Annotated in this window: 15 protein-coding genes; 4 read left to right on the top strand and 11 right to left on the bottom strand. The window is 71.3% G+C overall.

What is annotated here, in order from left to right:
- Positions 1-38 precede the first annotated feature (38 nt).
- Together CHC09_RS05135 and CHC09_RS05140 are read right to left on the bottom strand one after the other, a co-directional pair.
- Positions 39-2,624 carry an ATP-binding protein gene (locus CHC09_RS05135; protein ID WP_239137952.1) on the bottom strand — a complete coding sequence of 862 codons (2,586 nt, stop codon included), beginning with the start codon at positions 2,622-2,624 and terminating at the stop codon, positions 39-41.
- A gap of 877 nt (positions 2,625-3,501) precedes the next feature.
- Complete coding sequence (locus CHC09_RS05140; RefSeq protein WP_089291726.1) at positions 3,502-3,711, bottom strand: FmdB family zinc ribbon protein; 210 nt, start codon at positions 3,709-3,711, stop codon at positions 3,502-3,504.
- Positions 3,712-3,813: 102 nt separating this feature from the next.
- On the opposite strand from CHC09_RS05140, the gene CHC09_RS05145 reads away from it, so the two are divergent.
- Both CHC09_RS05145 and CHC09_RS05150 read left to right on the top strand, forming a co-directional pair.
- Positions 3,814-5,601 (top strand): hypothetical protein, encoded by a 1,788-nt coding sequence (locus tag CHC09_RS05145; protein WP_143232208.1) that lies wholly within the window; start codon positions 3,814-3,816, stop codon positions 5,599-5,601.
- Between the two features lie 284 nt (positions 5,602-5,885).
- Entirely contained in the window at positions 5,886-6,902 is a 1,017-nt protein-coding gene (locus tag CHC09_RS05150; protein WP_179276943.1) for a GNAT family N-acetyltransferase, read from the top strand.
- 184 nt (positions 6,903-7,086) lie between these two features.
- Here the strand turns inward: CHC09_RS05150 and hemB are convergent, their stop codons facing one another.
- The 8 genes from hemB to CHC09_RS05190 all read right to left on the bottom strand — a co-directional run bounded on the left by hemB (position 7,087) and on the right by CHC09_RS05190 (position 15,376).
- Positions 7,087-8,067 carry a porphobilinogen synthase gene (gene hemB / locus CHC09_RS05155; protein WP_089291728.1) on the bottom strand — a complete coding sequence of 327 codons (981 nt, stop codon included), beginning with the start codon at positions 8,065-8,067 and terminating at the stop codon, positions 7,087-7,089.
- Positions 8,068-8,125: 58 nt separating this feature from the next.
- Positions 8,126-9,712: a bifunctional uroporphyrinogen-III C-methyltransferase/uroporphyrinogen-III synthase gene (locus tag CHC09_RS05160; RefSeq protein WP_089291729.1), complete on the bottom strand. Its 1,587-nt coding sequence runs from the start codon at positions 9,710-9,712 to the stop codon at positions 8,126-8,128.
- Positions 9,709-10,671, bottom strand: coding sequence for a hydroxymethylbilane synthase (hemC, locus tag CHC09_RS05165; RefSeq protein ID WP_089291730.1), 963 nt, complete (start codon positions 10,669-10,671; stop codon positions 9,709-9,711). Before hemC ends, CHC09_RS05160 begins: the two co-directional genes overlap by 4 nt.
- Positions 10,668-11,981 carry a glutamyl-tRNA reductase gene (locus CHC09_RS05170; RefSeq protein ID WP_089291731.1) on the bottom strand — a complete coding sequence of 438 codons (1,314 nt, stop codon included), beginning with the start codon at positions 11,979-11,981 and terminating at the stop codon, positions 10,668-10,670. The genes hemC and CHC09_RS05170 overlap by 4 nt, the downstream gene beginning before the upstream one ends.
- Entirely contained in the window at positions 11,978-12,718 is a 741-nt protein-coding gene (locus CHC09_RS05175; protein ID WP_089291732.1) for a redox-sensing transcriptional repressor Rex, read from the bottom strand. The genes CHC09_RS05170 and CHC09_RS05175 overlap by 4 nt, the downstream gene beginning before the upstream one ends.
- Before the next feature lie 232 nt (positions 12,719-12,950).
- Positions 12,951-13,592: an HAD family hydrolase gene (locus CHC09_RS05180; protein ID WP_089291733.1), complete on the bottom strand. Its 642-nt coding sequence runs from the start codon at positions 13,590-13,592 to the stop codon at positions 12,951-12,953.
- 9 nt (positions 13,593-13,601) lie between these two features.
- On the bottom strand, positions 13,602-13,850 hold the full coding sequence (locus CHC09_RS05185; protein WP_089291734.1) for a glutaredoxin family protein: 249 nt from the start codon (positions 13,848-13,850) through the stop codon (positions 13,602-13,604).
- Entirely contained in the window at positions 13,847-15,376 is a 1,530-nt protein-coding gene (locus tag CHC09_RS05190; protein WP_373871875.1) for an AMP-binding protein, read from the bottom strand. Before CHC09_RS05190 ends, CHC09_RS05185 begins: the two co-directional genes overlap by 4 nt.
- Before the next feature lie 352 nt (positions 15,377-15,728).
- Here CHC09_RS05190 and CHC09_RS05195 point away from each other — a divergent pair, with 352 nt between their 5' ends.
- Together CHC09_RS05195 and CHC09_RS05200 are read left to right on the top strand one after the other, a co-directional pair.
- Complete coding sequence (locus CHC09_RS05195; protein ID WP_089291736.1) at positions 15,729-16,682, top strand: ECF subfamily RNA polymerase sigma factor, BldN family; 954 nt, start codon at positions 15,729-15,731, stop codon at positions 16,680-16,682.
- Positions 16,683-16,857: 175 nt separating this feature from the next.
- A complete protein-coding gene (locus CHC09_RS05200; RefSeq protein ID WP_089291872.1) occupies positions 16,858-18,003 on the top strand; it encodes a DUF5667 domain-containing protein in 1,146 nt (381 codons plus the stop codon).
- 91 nt (positions 18,004-18,094) lie between these two features.
- Here CHC09_RS05200 and CHC09_RS05205 read toward each other — a convergent pair whose 3' ends face one another.
- Positions 18,095-19,069: a lysophospholipid acyltransferase family protein gene (locus tag CHC09_RS05205; RefSeq protein WP_203833007.1), complete on the bottom strand. Its 975-nt coding sequence runs from the start codon at positions 19,067-19,069 to the stop codon at positions 18,095-18,097.
- Between the last annotated feature and the right edge of the window lies 1 nt (position 19,070).

Genomic DNA, 19,070 nt, shown 5'->3' on the forward strand with positions numbered 1-19,070 from the left:
GGGATCCGCATCAGGAGGCCACTCCGACACGAGTTGATCTAGCGCGCTATCTGCGCGAAACGGGCGGCGCCGTCCTCCAGGTCGGGATGCTCGACGGCCAGGGCCAGCGCGACGATCCGGTCGAAGCCGAGGTTGGCGCCGTCGGCGTACGCGGCGTCGAAGGCGGCATCGCCCAGCGCGACCCGCAACGCGGTCTGCTGCTCCGACCAGAACGCGCCGAAGGACTCGGTCCGGCGCGCCCCGCGCGCCGCCTCCGCCCCGCCGAACAGCACCGTCGCGCTCACCGCGTCCCCGCCCAGCGCGCACCGGGCCGCGATCGCCGCCACCGCGTCCGCGGCGGCGCCCCGGAAGCCGTGCCGCAGCCTCGACCGCAGCGCCACCACCAGGTGATCGTGCGCGGCCACCAGGTCACCCCGGCGCAGCGCGACCATCCCGAGCAGCCAGTCCACGGCCCGCCGGCCACGGTCCTCGGGACGGCCGGCCTCCAACTGGCGGGCCGCGCCGAGCAGGTCGGCGGCCTCGGTCAGCGCGCCCCGGCGCCAGAACAGCTCGGCCAGCGCCAGCACCGCCGGCAGCGACTCGGTCGCCACCCCGGCCCGCTCGGCCTCGGCGATCACCGACCGGCAGGAGTTCTCGGTCGCCTCCTCGCTGTGCTCGTCCAAGCGGATCCGGCGGCTGCCCAGCGCCCGGACCAGCAGGGCCGGATCGGCGGCACGGCGCGCCGCACGCTCCGCGCGGCGCAGGAAGTCGTCCCGCTCGGCGGGATCGTCGGCCAGGTCCGCGTGGATCAGATAGGCCTGGGCCAGCTCCGCCGCCTGCTCCTGTTCATCGGCCCGCTCGTACAGGCCGGCCAGCAGGCCGAGGCCCGCGGTGGCGCCGCCGTGCTCCCGCCACCACGGATTCAACGCCCCCGCCAGGCACAGGCCGGCACGGAGGTCACCGCGCTCGGATACCCAGCGCAGCGCGGTCTCCCACTCCGCGACGTACGGCCCGAGGTCGGTCAGCGACACGGTCCGCGGCTGCCCGTCGACATCCACCGCGATGGCCTTCAGGGTCTCCAGCGACCAGGCGAGATGCCGGTCACGGGCGGCCGGCTCGTCACCGGCGGCGGCGAGCCGGCGCAGGGCGTAGGACCGGACGTGATCGGACATCCGGTAGCGCGGCCCCGGCGCCACCTCGATCAGCGACTTCTCGGCAAGCTCGGAGAGCGCGCTGAGCGCCCCCTCCCCGCACCAGTCGACGGTGGCCAGATCCACCGGCCCGGCGAAGACCGCCAGCCGGCGCAGCAGCTCAGCGGCCCCGCTGCCCAGGCTCCGGTAGGACCACTCCAGGTTGTTCCGCAAGCTGTCGTGCCGCCCCTCGCCGCAGGCGTCGCTGTCCAGCGCGCCGATCGGATCATCCAGCCGCCGGGCCAGCAGATCGGCCGGCAGCAGCCGGAGTCGGGTCGCGGCCAGTTCGATGGCGAGCGGCGAACCCTCCAGCCGCGCGGCCAGCCTGGCCAACTGCTCGTCGTCGTCACCGCGCCGTCCGCCCCGAGCCGCCATCGCCCGCTCCTTGAGCAGCGCGAACGCGTCGGCCGGGAGCATCGGCGGGATCCGCCACACGGTCTCGCCGGGCAGCCCCAGCGGGGCCCGGCCGGTGGCCAGCACGTCCAGCCGGCGACAGCGGGCCAGCAGCCGGTGCGCCAGCGCCACGGTCAGCGCCGGGGCCGCGTCGCAGGTCTGCAGGATGACCAGCATCCGCCGCTCGGCGCACTGCTCCACCACCGTCTCGATCGCCGGACGGCCCGGCTCCGGACGCAGGCCCAAGGCCGCGGCCAGGGCGGTGGGCAGGCCACCGGCCGCGCTCGCCGCGTCGATCGTCCACACCCCACCGGGGTACGCGTCGATCACCTGCTCGGCCACGGCCAGACTGAGTCGCGTCTTGCCGGCACCGCCCGCGCCCACCACGCTGACCAGCCGGTGCCGGCTGATCAGCTCGGCCAGCTCGGACACCTCGGCCTGCCGCCCGACGAACGCGCTGTGCTGGGCCGGCAGGTTGTGCCGGGGCGCCTCGGCGGTCCGCGGCCGCGGAAAGTCCCGCTCCAGGCCGGGCGCGACCACCTGGAAGATCCGTTCGTCGTCGTCGAAGCCACGCAGCCGGAACGCGCCCAGGTCGAGCAGGTCCACGGTGGCCAGCGTGGCGGCGGCCGCGGTGGCCCCCCGCCCGTGCGTCGCGGTGGCGTAGGTGGCGGTCACCGCGAGGGCCGTCGCCTCCGAGCAGAGCACCTGACCGCCATGGGCGGCGGCGGACACCCGGGCCGCCCGGTGGACCTCGGCGCTGGCGTACTCGGTGCCGATCGGCGTGGCCCGCCCGGTGTGCAGTCCCATGCGGACCTTCGGGACGGCGTCGGGGCGCGGCCAGTCGTACGCGTCGAGTCTCCGCTGAGCTTCGACACAGGCGGCCAGCGCGGTGTCCGCGCTGGCGAACGCCACGAAAAACGAGTCACCCTCCGTGAGGAGTTCGACACCACCGAAGTCGCTCAGTGCAGCACGTAACACTGAGCGATGTGCATTCAGCACAGCTCGATAGGTGTCACCGAGCATCCGGGCCAGTCGTGTTGATCCCTCTATGTCGGTGAACATAAAGGTCACGAGGCCACTGGGTAGCTCGAGCCGTCCCGACACGGTTGAACCTCCCGCCCCCTCTGGAAGTCGCGACTCATGGTGCCGTATCTCAGAGTCACCGCCCATCGTAGAAACGGACAGTAACTATGTTGCCGCCACGACGTACCCCTTACGGAGGACGTCTCCGATCGCGGGATCGACGTCGGCATACGGGACTACGCGTGTCGTAACGAAAGAGATCGAACGCGGAAACGACGCGCTCGGGCAAAATCGCGGGGCCGTTCGGGTGTACCCGTACGTGTTGTCCCACAAATTGGGAAATCGGCCCTGAGCTGGGCGGAGTTTTCGGCAGCGGGTTGAAGGGTGGATACGCAGAGTAAGAACGGGTAGGCGGTTGGCGGCCAATGTCGATGGACGACCGGTATCGAAGGTTTTGCAGTAAGGGGTGAGCTGGATCACGCCGCCGGGTGTCGGCTTGCGGCAACAAATTCAAGATCTCTTCCCTCGGTACGACCGATGGAGTCACGTGGCCAGGCTCGAGCCGAGTCCCGTGAGATTCTCGCGCGACGACGGCAGCATCCGAGGCCCTGCCGCGCGTCACGGCCCGCCTCCAGCCAGCTGCCACCCGTCGCGGCCCGCCCCAGTCAGCTGCCGCCCGTCGCGGCCCGCCCCAACCAGCTGCCACCCGCCGCGGCCCGCCCCAGTCGGGTGCCGCCTCGCACCCGGCTCAGTCGTCGATCGGTGGCGGCTCCCGCCTCGCGCCCGGTTCGGTCCCCGATCGGGAGCAGCCTCCACCTCCGCTTGGGCCGGGTCATCGGCAGGCGGCAGCCTCCGCCTGGCGCTCGGTCGGGCTACTGGTCAGCAGCGATCGCCTTGCGCACGGTCTGGCTGCCGGTTAGCAGCAGCCACCGCCGCCGCAGCAGCCACCGCCCGCGGACGGGGCCGGGGCCGAGCCGCCGCGGCCCGTGACGGCGACTGTGGACAGCAGCTTGACGGTGTCGTCGTGGCCCTGCGGGCACGCGGCCGGGTCGGCGGCCTCCCGCATCGGGCGGCTGATCTCGAAGGTGGCACCGCAGGCGCGGCAGCGGTAGTCATAACGCGGCATCCGACCAGCGTAAAGCTCTCTCCCGGCGATGGGTACGAGGCGTTGTCCACAGGACGTCGGCGACTTCCCCGCCGATGGTCACGGCCCGGTATGGTCGAGCCCGTGGCGGAGGTACGGAAGGTCCCAGCAAAGCAGCCGGAGTTGCGTTCGGCGACGCCGAGCAAGGGCGGCCCGGTGGGCAGTTCCGGAGCGGCTCCGGCGGAGGCGGCCAAGGGCGGCAAGCACCCGGCACCGCCTAAATCCGGCAGCCAGGAGAAGCCTGAACCGACTGCGCAGACCGTGGTCCCGGCTCCCGGTTCCAATGACAAGACCGCCGTCGCAGACAAGACCGCCGTCACGGATGAGACTGTCGACGCCGACAAGACCAGTGCCACTGACAAGACCGCCGTCACGGATAAGCCCGTCACCGCGGACAAGGACGTCATCGACGGCAAGAGCGCTGCCGCGGGCAAGACCGCCGACGCGGGCAAGACCGCCGACGCGGGCAAGACCGCCGACGCGGGCAAGACCGCCGACGCGGACAAGACCGCCGACGCGGACAAGACCGCCGACGCGGACAAGACCGCCGACGCGGACAAGACCGCCGACGCGGACAAGACCGCCGACGCGGACAAGACCGCCGACGCGGACAAGACCGCCGACGCGGACAAGACCGCCGACGCGGACAAGACCGGTGCCACGGGCAAGACCGCCGTCACGGATAAGACCGTCAACGCGGACAAGGACGTCATCGACGGCAAGAGCGCTGCCGCGGGCAAGACCGCCGACGCGGATAAGACCGCCGTCACGGACAAGACCGCCGTCGACGCCAAGCCAAAGGAATCTGACGCGAGCTCAGATTCCGGCGAGGGCTCAGATTCCGGCAAGGATTCCGACAAAAAGGTTGAAGACGGCAAGGAGCCCGGCAAGACCACCGACGCCGCGCCTGCCAAGCGAGGCGTGCTGCGCCGCTCGCTGGGCCTGGTCGGCCGCGGTGGCCGGGGCGTGGTGGCCTGGGCGAAACGACCCAGCGGCCGGTTGATCCTGCCCACCATCGTGGTGATCCTGCTGATCGGCCTGGCCGGCACGGCCGGCGCCTACCTGGTCCCCCGTGCCCTGGAAACGGCGCCCACCCCGAGCATCGCCCCGACCTTCGGCGACGCCGGGGCCGCCCCGGCCCCCTCGGCGAGCGATCCCTTCGGCGTGCCTGGTGGCCTGCCCACCACCGCCAGCAACGCGTTTCCGGTCTACACACCCCCGCCGACCAATGGGATCGGCGCGCCGAGCAACGTGATCGGTGCCCCTACCGCCGGAACGAGCCGTCCGGCCGAGGTCCTCGCCGCCTGGGCGCAGGTGATCAGCGCCAAGGTCGGCATCCCGGTCGTCGCGGTCCAGGCCTACGGATACGCCGAGCTCGTCACCGCCCAGACCACGCCCACCTGCCACCTGACCTGGACCACGCTCGCCGCGATCGGCAAGGTCGCGTCCGGCCACGGCAGTTCGAACGGCGCGGTACTCGGCCCGGACGGGGTCGCCGTGCCGGCGATCTTCGGCCTGCCGCTGGACGGGCAGGGCGGCCGGCTCCTGGTCAAGGACACCGACCAGAGCCGGATCGACCAGGATCCCACCTATGACCGCGAGGTCGGGCCGATGAAGCTGACCCCGGGTACCTGGCAGGCGCACTCGGTGGACGCCGACCGGAACGGCGCCGCCGACATCAACGACATCGACGACGCCGCGCTCGCCGCCGCCACCCACCTGTGCAAGGACGCCAAGGGCGGGGTCCGCGACCTGTCCCGGGCCGACGCCTGGTGGGACGCGGTGCTGAACTACAACGGCGGCACGCTCCGCACGTCCGCACAGAAGATCTTCGAAGCCGCCAACACTTACGGCAAGGACAGCCGCAACTAGGAGCCGCGCAGGAGACCGCCAACGTTTACGGCCAGGACAGCCACAACCAGAGCGGCGCAGGAGACCGTCAACAGTTACGGCGAGGACAGCCGTAGCTGAGAGCCGGACAGCCGGACAGAAGGTCGCTACCGCCGTCGAGAGCCGCGACGAGCAGCTGGACCGACGGCTGGCTGCTGCGACGCGGAACATGAATCAGTCGCACAATGACAACTCTGGGTGAGTGCGTGTGTACTTTCGCGTGGTCAGCACTTCCCTGAAGGTCGGGTAAACGGCACGATGTACGAGTGAGGGTGCGTGAATGGGATCCCCGCTCCGCGTCCGCGGCTGAGATCCGCTCGTTGGTGGAGACGGTCAACGCGGTGTTGGCGACCGACCTCGCCGACGATCCACCTTGGCGTGACGTCCAGGTCAGGGACTATCTCGCCGAGACGATGCCGGGCGAACGCCGGATCTGCTGGGTGGCCGAGGACGACCGCCTCCCTGAGGGGGAGAGCGAGATCTACGCCATGGTCAGCATTCTGCTGCTGGGCGACATCGGTGTGCTCGAAATCCTGGTCAAGCCGCAGTTGCGTCGCCGTGGCCTGGGTCGCGAACTGCTCGCGGTGGCGACCCGCCGGGCGTACCTGGAAGGGTTCTCCTCGATCGGCGTGGAAGCGATCGGCGGCACCCCGGCCATCGGTTTCTACGAGGCGCTCGGCTTCGAGCGGGAGTATGTGGAGACTCGCGGTGTCCTGAGTCTGGACACGGTCGACTGGGCCGCCCTGGGCGCGATGGCCGGCGGCATCAGCCCCGGCTACCGGGTGGAGTATCACCCGGGTGGCCCGCCCGCCGCCCTCCTGGAGACGTACGCGCGGGCAAAGGCCCAGGCGCAGACCGATGACGACGACCTCGACCTGACGCCCCGTTCATCCGACCCGGAACGGCTCCGTGAATCCCTGGACACGCTGCACCGGCGCGGCCTGAAGCCGTACATCGTGCTCGCCATCCACGAGGCGTCCGGCACGGTGGCCGGGCTGACCGAGGTGGTCGTCCCCGCACAACACCCGGAGCGCGCCGACCAGTACGACACGATCGTCGTCCGCGAGCACCGCGGCTACGGCATCGACCGGGCGATCAAGGCACGGATGCTGTTCGAGCTACGCGCCGCCGAGCCCGGCCTCCGCCAGGTCCAAACCTGGAACGCCCAGCACAACGAGTCGATGCTGAAAGTCAACGCCGACCTCGGCTACCAATCCGACCGCGACTGGTTCGAATACATCGCCGACGTAGCCGAACTAGTCCAACGCCTAGACCCCAACTAAACGAGCAGACACGACGCATCATCTCCACACCACCAGCCAGCCCCCCACCCACAAAACGCCGCCGGTGACGAGGCAGCTGATTTTCCGACGCCCGCGGGGTTTGCGGGTGGCGGAAAATCAACTGCCTCGTCACCGGCGGCGTTTTGTGCGCGAAGCGAAGCGAAGCCAAGCTAGCTCAGCCAGCTCACCTCAACATCCGAGCGGCCTCGAGGGCCCAGTAGGTGAGGGTGATCTGCGCGCCGGCCCGTTTGATCGAGGTGAGCGACTCCAGAATGACCCGCTCCCGGTCGATCCAGCCGTTCGCGGCGGCCGCCTCGACCATCGCGTACTCGCCGGAGACCTGGTAGGCAGCGACCGGGATGTTCACCCGCTCGCGGACGGCGGCGATCACGTCGAGGTACGGCAGCGCTGGCTTGACCATCACCATGTCCGCGCCCTCGGCCACGTCCAGGTCGACCTCGCGCAGCGCCTCCCGCAGGTTCGGCGGGTCCTGCTGGTACTGCCGCCGGTCGCCCTGCAACGTCGATTCGACGGCCTCGCGGAACGGCCCGTAGAACGCGCCCGCGTACTTGGCGGCGTAGGCGAGCACCGACACGTCCTGGTATCCGGCCCGGTCGAGCGCCTTGCGGATCACGCCGATCTGGCCGTCCATCATCCCGGACGGGCCGACCACGTGCGCGCCGGCCGCCGCCTGCGCGACCGCCATCTCGGCGTAGATGTCCAGGGTGGCGTCGTTGTCCACGGAGCCGTCGGCGGCGAGCACGCCGCAGTGCCCGTGCGAGGTGAACTCGTCCAGGCAGAGGTCGCTCATCACCACGGTGGAGTCGCCGACCTCGGAGATCAGGTCGCGGATGCCGACGTTGAGGATGCCGTCCGGGTCGAGTCCGGCCGAGCCGGTCTCGTCCTTGCTGCTGTTCTCCGGCACGCCGAAGAGCATCAGGCCGCCGATGCCGGCGCTGACCGCCTCGTGCGCGACCTTGCGGAGCGACTCACGGGAGTGCTGGACGACGCCGGGCAGCGAGCTGATCGGGCGCGGCTCGGTCAGCCCCTCCTTGAGGAAGAGCGGCAGGACCAGTTCGGCCGGGGAGAGGCGGGTCTCCTCGACCAGCCGACGCATCGCCGGGTTCCGCCGGAGGCGGCGCGGACGGATGTCGGGGAAGGGCATCGGACGCTCCCTGAAAAGAGAAACGCGCCGGGGGAAGTCCCCCGGCGCGTGGCTGACATCAGCGGAATCGCAGCGCGGTCGGTCCCTGGACCTTGGAGCCGCGGCGCTGCTTGGCGGGCATCGCCGCCAGCTTCTCGCGCAGTTCCAGGGCGTACTCGGCGAGGGCTTCGACCAGGTCCGGAACCGAGGCGTTCTGCGGCTGGCTGTCCACCCGCAGGCCGAACTCGATCGCGGTCTCCGCGGTCTTCGGGCCGATCACCGCGACCACCGTGCGGGCGTGCGGCTTGCCGGCGATGCCGACCAGGTTGCGGACGGTCGAGGACGAGGTGAAGAGCACCGCGTCGAAGCCACCCGACTTGATCGCGTCGCGGATCTCGGCGGGCGGCGGCGCGGCCCGCACCGTCCGGTACGCGGTCACGTCGTCCACCTCCCAGCCCCGCTCGATCAGGCCGGCCGCGAGGGTCTCGGTGGCGATGTCGGCGCGCGGCAGCAGCACCCGGCCGACCGGGTCGAGGATCTCGTCGTGCGGCGAGAACTCGGCCAGCAGACCTTCGCTGGACTGCTCGCCGGCCGGGATCAGTTCGGGCTGGATGCCGAAGGCGCGGACCGCCTCGGCGGTGGCCTCACCGATGCAGGCGATCTTCACGCCGCCGAAGTGACGGGCGTCCAGGCCGTGCTCGCCGAACTTCTCCCAGACCGCGCGGACCGCGTTGACCGAGGTGAAGACGACCCAGGCGTACCGGCCGTCGACCAGGCCCTTGACCGCGCGCTCCATCTGCGCCGGGGTGCGCGGCGGCTCGACCGCGATGGTCGGCACCTCGCACGGGATCGCGCCGTACGCCCGCAGCCGCGCGCTCATCGCACCGGCCTGCTCCTTGGTCCGCGGAACCAGGACCTTCCAGCCGTACAGCGGCCGGTTCTCCCACCAGCTCAGGGCGTCCCGCTCGCCGACCTCGGCGCCGACGGTGAGCACGACCCGGCCGGTGAAGCCGAGCGCCGCCGCCACGAAGCTGTCCACCGTCGAGGTGGTGGTGTACTGCGTCTCGCCGGTGCCGTCGCCGGTCACGCCGACCGGCACGCCCGGCTCGACGCCGGCCGCGAGCAGTCCGTCACGGACCGCGGCCAGGTCGCCGGCGTCCACCGCGACCGCGAACGAGCCCTTCTGCGCCGCGCCGGCCAGCGCGTCGAAGTCGAGCGTGGCGATGTCGTCGACGTCGGCGGAGATGCGCACGCCGGGCAGCGGCACACCCGCGTACGCGGCGACGCCCTCGGCCTGCCCGATGCCCGGGATCACCTCGAAGTGCACCGCGGTCCGGGCGACCGCCTGCACCTCCTTGACCACCGACTCGTGGCCGAACGGGTCGCCGGAGACCAGGTGCACGGCGGAGAGGCCGGACTTGGCGGCGGAGAGCAGCACCTTGGCCACGTCGCCGGGGGCGCCCTCGGCCGGGCTGAACTGGGTGTCCTCCTTGGCGTCCGCGCGTACCGCGGACAGCAGCGACTCGGGCACGCCCCGGTCGTAGACCACCTGGTCGGCATCGGTCAGCGCGGTGTACGCGCGGCGGGTCAGCAGCTCAGGGTCGCCGGGTCCGGCGCCGATGAACGCGATGCGTCCGGCTGGCTTACGGGCGGTGCGGGTGGTCATTCTGTGCTCCCCATCAGGGTATCGGCGCCGGCGTCGAGGAGGTCGGCGGCGAGTGCCTTGCCGATCTCCGCCGCTCCGGCGGGCGTTCCGGTGCGCGACAGCCGGATGGCTCGAACCCCATCCGGGCTGATCACCGCACCGCGCAGGTGAATCATCTCGTCGCCGTGCCCGTCCCGGTGGGCCGAGTCGGCAAGCCCACCCCGGACGAGGCGGGCGTAAGCGGCGACCGGTGCATCGCACCCGGCCTCCAGCGTGGCCAGCAACGACCGTTCCGCACACACGGCGGCTCGGGTCGGTGCGTGGTCGAGCGTGGCCAGCAGCTCGACCAGGTCGGCGTCGTCGGACCGGCACTCGACCGCCAGCGCGCCCTGGGCGGGAGCGGGCAGCATGAGCATCGGGTCCAGCGTCTCGGTGATCTCCGCGGCCCGGCCGAGGCGTGCCACGCCGGCTCGGGCGATGACGACCGCGTCGAGATCGGCCTCGGGGCCGAGGACTCGGGAGATCCGCGTGTCAACATTCCCTCGGATCGGCGTGACCTGCAACTCCAGGCCGAGAGCCCGCAGCTGCGCGATCCGCCGGACCGCTCCGGTGCCGATCACCGATCCGGGCGGCAGGTCGGCGAGGGTACGCCCGTCCCGCGCCACCAGCGCGTCCCGCGGGTCCTCCCGGCGGGGCACCGCCGCGATGTGCAGGCGTGGGTACTCACCGGTGGGCAGGTCCTTGTACGAGTGCACGGCGAAGTCGATCTCACCGGCCAGCAGCGCGTCCCGCAGCGCGGAGACGAACACGCCGACGCCGAGCTGGGCCACCGGCACGGACGACGTGTCACCGGGCGTGAGGATGCGGACCAGCTCGACGGCGCGGCCGGTGGCCGCGGTCAGCTCGTCGGCGATCATCCCCGACTGGGTCAGCGCGAGCGCGCTGCCCCGGGTTCCGAGGCGTAGCGGTCGGGTGGTCACGCCTTACCTCCGATCTCGGGTACCGCGTCAGCGTGGGTGGCCAGGGGGACGTCCAGGTCGAAGAGCTCGCGGAGCAGGGCGGCGTACTGGTCACCACCCGGTTCGGCAGCCAGCTGCCGGACCCGCACGGTGGGCGTGTGCAGGATCTGCTGGACGACCCGGTGCAGGGTACGGGAAACGTCGGCCCGCTGCTCCTCGGTGAATTCCGGCCGCCGGCCGAGCAGCTTGCGCATCTCGGAGGTGACCACCTCCTCGGCACGGGTCCGCAGGGCGGCCACGGTCGGCGCGATCTCGGCGCCCCGCATCCATCCGAGGAAATTGTCCACCTCAGCGGCGACGATCTGCTCGACCGCGGCGGTCTCGGCGGCGGCCGGGGCGGTCCGCCGGGCGGCGGCCAGCCCGTCGATGTCGACCACGACCAGGCCGGGCAGCCCGGCTGCGTCGGGGGCGACGTCGCGCGGCATGGCGAGGTCGAGCACGACCAGTGGTTCGGTGCGGGTGCGGGCGGCGAGCGCCGCGCTCAGCAGCTCCCGGGTCAGCAGCGGCTCGGTGGACCCGGTCGCGCTGACGACGATCTCCACCTCGCTCAGGGCCGAGGAGAGTTCGGCCAGCGGCACCGTGACCGCGCCGTACGCCTCGGCCAGCCGGTCCGCCCGATCCGCGCTGCGGTTGGTGATCCGCAGCGGGCCGACGCCGCTCCGGGTGAGCGTGGCGACCGACAGCGCGCCCATCGCACCGGCGCCGATGACGAGCGCGGACCGTCCGGTCAGGTCGCCGCCGAGGTGGCTGGCGGCCACCTCCAGGGCGGCCGTGACGACGCTCTGCCCGGCCTTGTCGATTCCGGTCTCGGCGTGCGCCCGCTTGCCGACCCGCAGGGCCTGCTGCATCAGCTCGTGCAGCAGCCGGCCGGCCGAGTCGGACTCGGTGGCCGCGTGGTACGCGTCACGGAGCTGCCCGAGGATCTGTGCCTCGCCGACCACCATCGAGTCGAGCCCGGAGGAGACCCGGAACGAGTGCTGGACCGCGGCCTCGCCGTAGTGCACGTAGAGGTGGCCGGCCAGCTCGGTGGCGGGGACACCAGAGTGCCGGGAGAGCACGTTGCAGATGTCGCCGAGGCCGCCGTGGAACCCGTTGACCGCGGCGTACACCTCGACGCGGTTGCAGGTGGAGACCACCACGGCCTCGCTCACGTACGGCTGAGCGAGAAGTTTCTGGAGGATCTCCGGGACCTCGGCCTCGGAGATGCTGAGCCGTTCCAGTACGGCGACGTCGGCGGTGCGGTGGGACGCACCGATGCTGAGCAAATTCACGACCCGACTGCCTCCTGGTCACCCGCGCCGTCGACGACCCCTCCGGGGAGGGCGGTCAGGGACGCCTTGCGGTGTTCATGGAACGAGAGGATCTGCAATTCAATGGCGAGATCCACCTTGCGCACATCGACGTTCGGGGGGACCGACAGTACGCATGGCGCGAAGTTCAGGATGCTTGTCACACCGGCGGCCACCAGCCCGTCCGCCACGACCTGGGCGGAGGCGGGCGGGGTGGCGATCACGCCGATCGCGATCGACTCCTCGGCGGCCACCTGGGCCAGGTCGTCGATGTGCCGCACGGACAGGCCGTTGATGACCTCGCCGACCTTCTTGCGGTCGGCGTCGAAGAGCGCGACGACCCGGAAGCCGCGGCTGGCGAATCCGGCGTAACCGGCCAGCGCGTGCCCGAGGTTTCCGACGCCGACCAGGCAGACCGCCCGGTTCTCGTCCAGGCCGAGGATGTACTCGATCTGGTCGACGAGCAGGGCGACGTCGTAGCCGACGCCCCGGGTTCCGTACGACCCGAGATGCGAGAGATCCTTACGGAGCTTCGCAGAGTTGACCCCGGCTGCGGCGGCCAGACCTTCGCTGGATACCGTTTCCGCACCGGCCTCGGCCAGATGGTGCAGGGCGCGTAGATATTCGGGCAGCCGAGCGATCGTGGCCTCCGGGAGATCCGGGAAGGCCGGAACGCCGTCGGCCTCGCCGGGCGTGCTTCCGTGACGCTGCTGACTCATCTGACTCCGTGCCGACGAGGCGGACCTGCGGTGAGCCCGGTCTGTGCGATACCGGTGAAACCCTCGAGGGGCGGCTGTGGTAGCGGGGCTCTTCGGAACCACACAGTAGGCGCTTGTGAAGGCGTGCACAAATCGCGATCTTGTCGGGACAATTGGACAAGGTCGACTCAGCTGTGTTAGCCGAGCCGACCTGTCGAGTATTACCGTTCCCACCCCGCCAGGGCCACTTGACTCAGAGTGACATGGCCATCTTCACCGCATCGACGAGCGAGTCGGCGACCGGACGGCCCGATTCGCGTAGCCGAACGGGGTCGGTGAAGCCCCCGGTGTAGAGCACCGAGGCGGCGCCCACCGAGTCGGCCGCGGCCGCGTCGTCGAGCGAGTCACCGATCAGCACCACCTCGGCACCGGTGACACCCAGACCCGCCAGGTGCCGGGCCAGGTGGCCGGCCTTGAGGTCGCCACCCACCTCGGTACGCAGTCCGTCGATCCGGGCGAATACACCGGCCAGGCCGTACGTCTCCACGGCCGGCACCAACTCGTCGTGGAACCACATGGAGAGCAGCGACTGCGTCCCCGGCCAGGTCTTGATCGCGGCCAGCGCGTCGGCGGCCAGCGCGATGTCGGTCAGCCCGAGCCGGTACGCGTCGTGGAAGATCCGGTCCAGCCGGCCGAACTCCTCCGCGTCCACCGCCCGGCCCAGCATCTCCGCGTAGAACTCGGCGACCGGCCGGCGGAAGGCCCGCCGGTGTTCGTCCGCCTCGACGGCGCGCCCGCCGACCGTGGCGAAGGCCTCGTTGGTCGACGACACCACCAGATGAAGATCGTCGAGAAGGGTTCCGTTCCAGTCCCAGACCAGGTGCTTAGCTGTCACGCTCGCAAACTACAGGTGGGGCTCGCCCGGCTGTCGAGCCAAATCCCGGAGCAGCCGGGCCTCCTCGACCCGCCAGTAGCCGTGCTCCTTACCGTCCAGGAGCACGACCGGCACCCGGTCGTCGTAGTCGCGCTGCAGCTCGATCGAGGAGTCCACGTCCACCCGGGTCCATTCGCCGGGGGCGATCCGCTCCAGCGTCTCCTCGGCCACCTCGCACAGGTGGCAACCGTTCCGGCTGATCAGCGTGATGCGGGTCAAGACAACTCCCTCTTCCGGACCTTGCCGCTGGCCGAGCGGGGCAGCGACGCGACCAGCTCGATCGTCGGCAGCTTGAACCGGGCCAGCCGGGTGGCGCAGTGCACCTGCAGGTCGGTCATCGACGGCGGCGCCCCGGCACCCGCCGTCACCACCACGTAGGCGTGCGGTCGCTCCCCGGCCTCCCGGTCCGGCCGGCCCACCACGGCCGACTCTGCCACCCGCGGATGCGACTCCAGCACCCGCTCGATCTCCGCGGGGTAGACGTTGAAGCCGTTCACCAGGATCAGCTCCCCGATCCGGTCGACCAGGATCAGGTCGCCGTCGGCGTCCGCGTAGGCGATGTCCCCGGTCCCCCACCACCCGTCGGCGTCCGGCCCACCGGTGCCGTCCGGCCAGTAACCGGAGAAGAGGTTGGGTCCGCGGACCACGATCTCGCCCGGGTCGGTGCCGGCCGAGACCGCCGGCGCGAGGTCCAGCTCGGCGAGGTCCTCCTCCGGCGAGGCGGTGCCGTCCCGCCACAATTCAAAACCGTTCCGGGTACGCAGGGAGAGCTCCACCCCGGGCAACGGCCGGCCGATCGAACCGGTCTTCTCCCGGTCGCTGACCGCGGTGGTGGTCAGCACCGGGGCGCACTCGGTCAGGCCGTACCCGATGAGAATGCTCTTGCCGGTCGCGGCCCGGAAGCTCGCCGCGGTCGCCTGGTCCAGCGGCGCCGCGCCGCACACCGCGGTCCGCAGGCCGCGCAGCATCTCGGCCCCGCCCGGCACCTGTGACCAGGCTTGATACATCCCCGGGACGCCGACCACGACGGTCACCCCGCGGTCGGCGACCAGCTCCGCCGTCGCCACCGCGTCGAACCGGTCGACCAGCACGCCGGTCGCCGCGTGGTGCGCGACGCTGCCCAGTCCGGTGTTCAGCCCGTAGGCGTGGAAGAGCGGCACCGCGAGCAGCACCACGTCGTCCGGGCCGACCACCGGCGGCTCGATCCGGTCCAGCTGCTCGTGGTTCGCCGCCAGGGCGGCGTGGGTGAGCATGGCGGCCTTCGGCCGGCCACTCGTCCCGGACGTGTAAAGCAGCATGGCGAGATCGCCGGCGGCCACCGCCGGGAACTCCACCGGCGCGGCGCCACCGAACTCCGGCGGCACGCACGACTCGGTCAACCCGAGCCGTAACCTGTCCGTCTGTCCGATGACGATCAGCGCGCAACCGGCGTCGGTGATCGCGTGGGCCACCTCGTCGGCGGTGTAACCGGGATTGAGCGGCACCGCGACCCGGCCCGCCCGCAGGGTGCCGAACCAGGTAACCGCGAAATCCACGGTATTGCCGAGCACGGATGCGACGCGATCACCGGGCGCGGTCCGGCCGGCCAGGTAGGCGGCCGCCTCGTTGACCTTGGCATCCAGATCCGCCCAGGTCAGGACGGTGTCACCGGCTATCAGCGCAAGGCCGTCCGGGCGCCGGGCAGCAGCCTCGGCAACGGAATCGCGGGCGGGTTCCTCCACGAGGCCCGAGTCTGGCACAAACATCACCCGACCGGGATATCGGACACCCGGTCCGTTGCCCCACCACGGGGATCGGCGAAGGTGGCCCTGATCCCGGATGCCTGGTTCGGACGGATTCGTGGCTTTATCCGCAGCGCACATGCTGTGCGACTCCGCGTGTCCGAACCCGGTGATACTTCCGGTCGGAGTAACGGACTCCACACGAACGGGTGAGGTCACCGGCGATTCCGCGGGTTGCCCCACCCCTTTTGTATGCGAGTGACCACCCTCATCCCGAGGAGGCCGCTGTGCCACACAAAGGACGGAAACGCCGTGAATCCCTGTCTGGCGGGACAGATTCGCGGACGCCGCAGGCCCGCCGCGTGGAGGAGGCGCAGTGACTCATGTGTACGCCGGGGACCCGTACCACCGCGATGTCCTCGCCGGGCGCCATGCGCTCACCGACGGCATGAACGCCATCCGCGAATCGGTTGACGGAATAATCACCAACGCGATCCGCGGCGATGGCCCGAGGCGAACCGGCAACCGCCGGCCGCTCAACAACTCACCGTCCGTGCCGGCGCCCGGCACCAACGGCAAGTTCGGCGGCAACCGGCTCGGCGCGCCCCGCCCGCCCTCCCAGCCGACCGCCGGCCAGCGCTCCAACCTTCCGGAGAGCGAGACGCCCGGAGGCGAGCACACGGTCGTGCTGCCCACACAGAGCAAGACCGGCCCGTCGACCGAGACCGAGCCGCCCAAACACGCGGCCCGCCCCGACCGCGGTGACCCCGCCGCCGTGGTGTGGGCGCTGGTCGAGCGGGCCCAGGCCGGCGAGGCCGAGGCGTTCGGCCTGATCTACGACCGGTACGTGGACACGGTCTTCAGATTCGTCTACTTCCGGGTCGGCAATCGGCAGCTCGCCGAGGACCTCACCTCGGACACCTTCCTGCGCGCGCTCAAACGCATCGGCAGCTTCACCTGGCAGGGCCGTGACCTCGGCGCGTGGCTCGTCACCATCGCCCGCAACCTGGTCGCCGACCACTTCAAGTCGGGGCGGTACCGACTGGAGGTGACCACCGGGGACGTGCTGGACGCCGATCGCGAGGACCGGGGCCCGGAGGGCAGCCCGGAGTCCGCGGTGGTCGACCACATCACCAACGTCGCCCTGCTCACCGCGGTCAAGCAGCTCAACCCGGAGCAGCAGGAGTGCATCGTGCTCCGGTTCCTGCAGGGCTTCTCGGTGGCCGAGACCGCGCAGACCATGGGCAAGAACGAGGGCGCCATCAAGGCCCTGCAGTATCGCGCCGTCCGCGCGCTCAACCGGCTCCTGCCGGAAGGGTTCCAGTCTTGATCGGGCGCCGTCGGATGCAGACCTCCGATACCCGATGGTCCCCCTCCGCACCCGTAACCGGACCCGCGTGTCGCGCGTTTGTCCGGATGCGACCCAAGGCTGCCATCCACGGCCCAGTCGCCGACGCCGGCACAGGGGCCGGCGCGACACTCACGAGCGAGGGGAGGTGCCCACGGTGAAGTTCCCTTTTCCGAGCTCCCGGAGCGCCGAGCGCTTCGCGGAGCAGGTCGACAATCCTGGTGGCAGCGGTCGTTACCACACCCGTGGCCACGCCGATGACGAGCTGACCGAACTGGTGGCGCTCAGCCATCGCCTCTCCGCCACTCGGCCGGCCGGGCAGGTCGACGCCGAGTTCCGCGTCGGTCTGCGCGCCATGCTGGTCGCCACGGCCGAGCGGGACGGCATCGGCCGGACCGCCGTCGAGGCGGAGCCCGAGCCACCGGCCGAGCTCCCGGAGCGCCGGCGCGCCATCTTCGGCCGCCGGATCCGCACCCGCGGCGCGATCGTGCTCGGCGTCGCCGCCGGAGCGATGGCCGTCTCCGGAATCTCCGCGGCGAGCGAGAGCGCGGCACCGGGCGACGCCCTGTACGGCGTGAAGCGCTCTACCGAACGCGCCCAGCTGGCAATCGCCGGCTCGGATGCCAGCCGCGGGCAGCTGTCGCTGGACTTCGCGCGCAACCGGCTGCGCGAGGCGACCACGATGGGCGGGAACGCCGACGGGTTCCGGGACGTACTGGACGACATGGACGCGGACACCCGCAAGGGCGTCAAACTGATCACCATCGCGGCGGTCTCCCGCAAGGACGCCACCCAGCTGAACCCGCTGGACACCTTCGTCGCCGAGCAGCGCGAGACGTTCCAGCCGGCGATGCAGAACCTCTCCACCGTCAACCGGGAACGGGCGCTGACCTCGCTCGGCCTGCTGGAGGACGTGGCCCGCCGGACCGAGCAGCTCCGCGGCGGCCTGGACTGCGAGAAGGTCGTCTCGGCCGGCTCCGACCAGCTCGGCCCGAAGCTGCGCGGCTGCGGCGAGGAGCCGACCGACAAGACGCCGCCGGCCAGCACGCACCCCAGCGGCGGCAAGTCCCGGCAGAACGACCAGAACGCCACCCCGGCCAGAACGGCGCAGAGCGGTGCCCCGGCCGGGCCGGGGAGCACGCCGGGCGTGGCCGGGCAGGGCAATCGGAGCAGCTCGGCGCCGGCCGGCACCACGCCGACCGCCGGCACCACCACCCCGACCCAGGGAGCCAGCTCGGACGGCGACGGCGAGGAGTCGGGCGACAACGGAATGCTGGGCGGCCTGTTCGGCGATCTGTTCTAGCCGGCCGACAGCAGCGAAGTGGCGAGGGGCGGTGCCGGAGAAATCCGGGGCCGCCCCTCAATCGTCACTATAGGGAGGTTCGGGCGTCTCGTCACCGGGCGAACGGGTCCGGGCGTTTCTGCAGCAGCTCGTGCAGGGTTGCCTGGATCGTCTCCCGAACCTGGTCGGCGAGGTTGTAGACGACCAGCGGGTCGTCCGCGAACTCGGTGAGATGCGCGGTCGGGATCGGCGTGCAGAACTGGATCAACCACTTGCTGGGCAGCGGGATCAGGCCCAGCGGTCCGAGCCACGGGAAGGTCGGGGTGACCGGGAAGTACGGCACCCCGAGCAGCCGGGCCAGCGGCTTCAGGTCGGCCAGGATCGGGTAGATCTCCTCGGCGCCGACGATCGCGACCGGGACGATCGGCGTACCGGTGCGCAGGGCCGCCGAGACGAAGCCGCCGCGACCGAACCGCTGCAGCTTGTACCGCTCGGAGAAGTTCTTGCCGATGCCCTTGAAGCCCTCCGGGAACACGCCGACCAGTTGGCCGGTGTTCATCAGGCGCTCGGCATCCGGGTTGCAGGCCACCGTGGCGCCGGCCGCGCGCGCCAGTTCGCTCATCCCGGGCATCCGGAACACCAGGTCGGCGCCGAGCAGCCGGAGGTGCCGCGGGTGCGGACGGTTCTCCCGCAGCGCCACGGTGAGCATCAGCGCGTCCAGCGCCAGCGTGCCGGAGTGGTTGCCGACCACCAGGCCGGACCCCTCGGCGGGCACGTTCTCGACGCCGAACACCTCGGTGCGGAACCAGTCCCGGTACAGCACCCGCAACATCGGGTGGAACACCGACTCGGTCAGCTCGGGGTCGAAGCCGAACTCGTCGACCTCGTACGCCCCGGCCAGCCTGCGGCGCAGGAAGGCCAGCCCGTCGGCGACCCGCCGGTCCCACACGTCCAAGGCGGCCGGTGGCTCGGTGGGCGGCTTCTCCGGGATCGGGCGGCGGCCGTTCAACTTCTTCGGCGGGGGTCCCTCGGACAGCCGGAAGTCGGCGTGCCCGGGCAGCATGTCGCGGTACTCATCCTGGCTCACG

It is taken from the genome of Actinoplanes regularis (assembly GCF_900188005.1).
In the GTDB taxonomy this organism is placed as follows: Bacteria; Actinomycetota; Actinomycetes; order Mycobacteriales; family Micromonosporaceae; genus Actinoplanes; species Actinoplanes regularis.

What these genes read in the sequence shown, in the direction of transcription:
- CHC09_RS05135 (WP_239137952.1), bottom strand. Translation starts at nt 2,624, where the DNA reads ATGTTCACCGACATAGAGGGATCAACACGACTGGCCCGGATGCTCGGT.
- CHC09_RS05140 (WP_089291726.1), bottom strand. Translation starts at nt 3,711, where the DNA reads ATGCCGCGTTATGACTACCGCTGCCGCGCCTGCGGTGCCACCTTCGAG.
- hemB (WP_089291728.1), bottom strand. Translation starts at nt 8,067, where the DNA reads ATGCCCTTCCCCGACATCCGTCCGCGCCGCCTCCGGCGGAACCCGGCG.
- CHC09_RS05160 (WP_089291729.1), bottom strand. Translation starts at nt 9,712, where the DNA reads ATGACCACCCGCACCGCCCGTAAGCCAGCCGGACGCATCGCGTTCATC.
- CHC09_RS05175 (WP_089291732.1), bottom strand. Translation starts at nt 12,718, where the DNA reads ATGAGTCAGCAGCGTCACGGAAGCACGCCCGGCGAGGCCGACGGCGTT.
- CHC09_RS05190 (WP_373871875.1), bottom strand. Translation starts at nt 15,376, where the DNA reads ATGTTTGTGCCAGACTCGGGCCTCGTGGAGGAACCCGCCCGCGATTCC.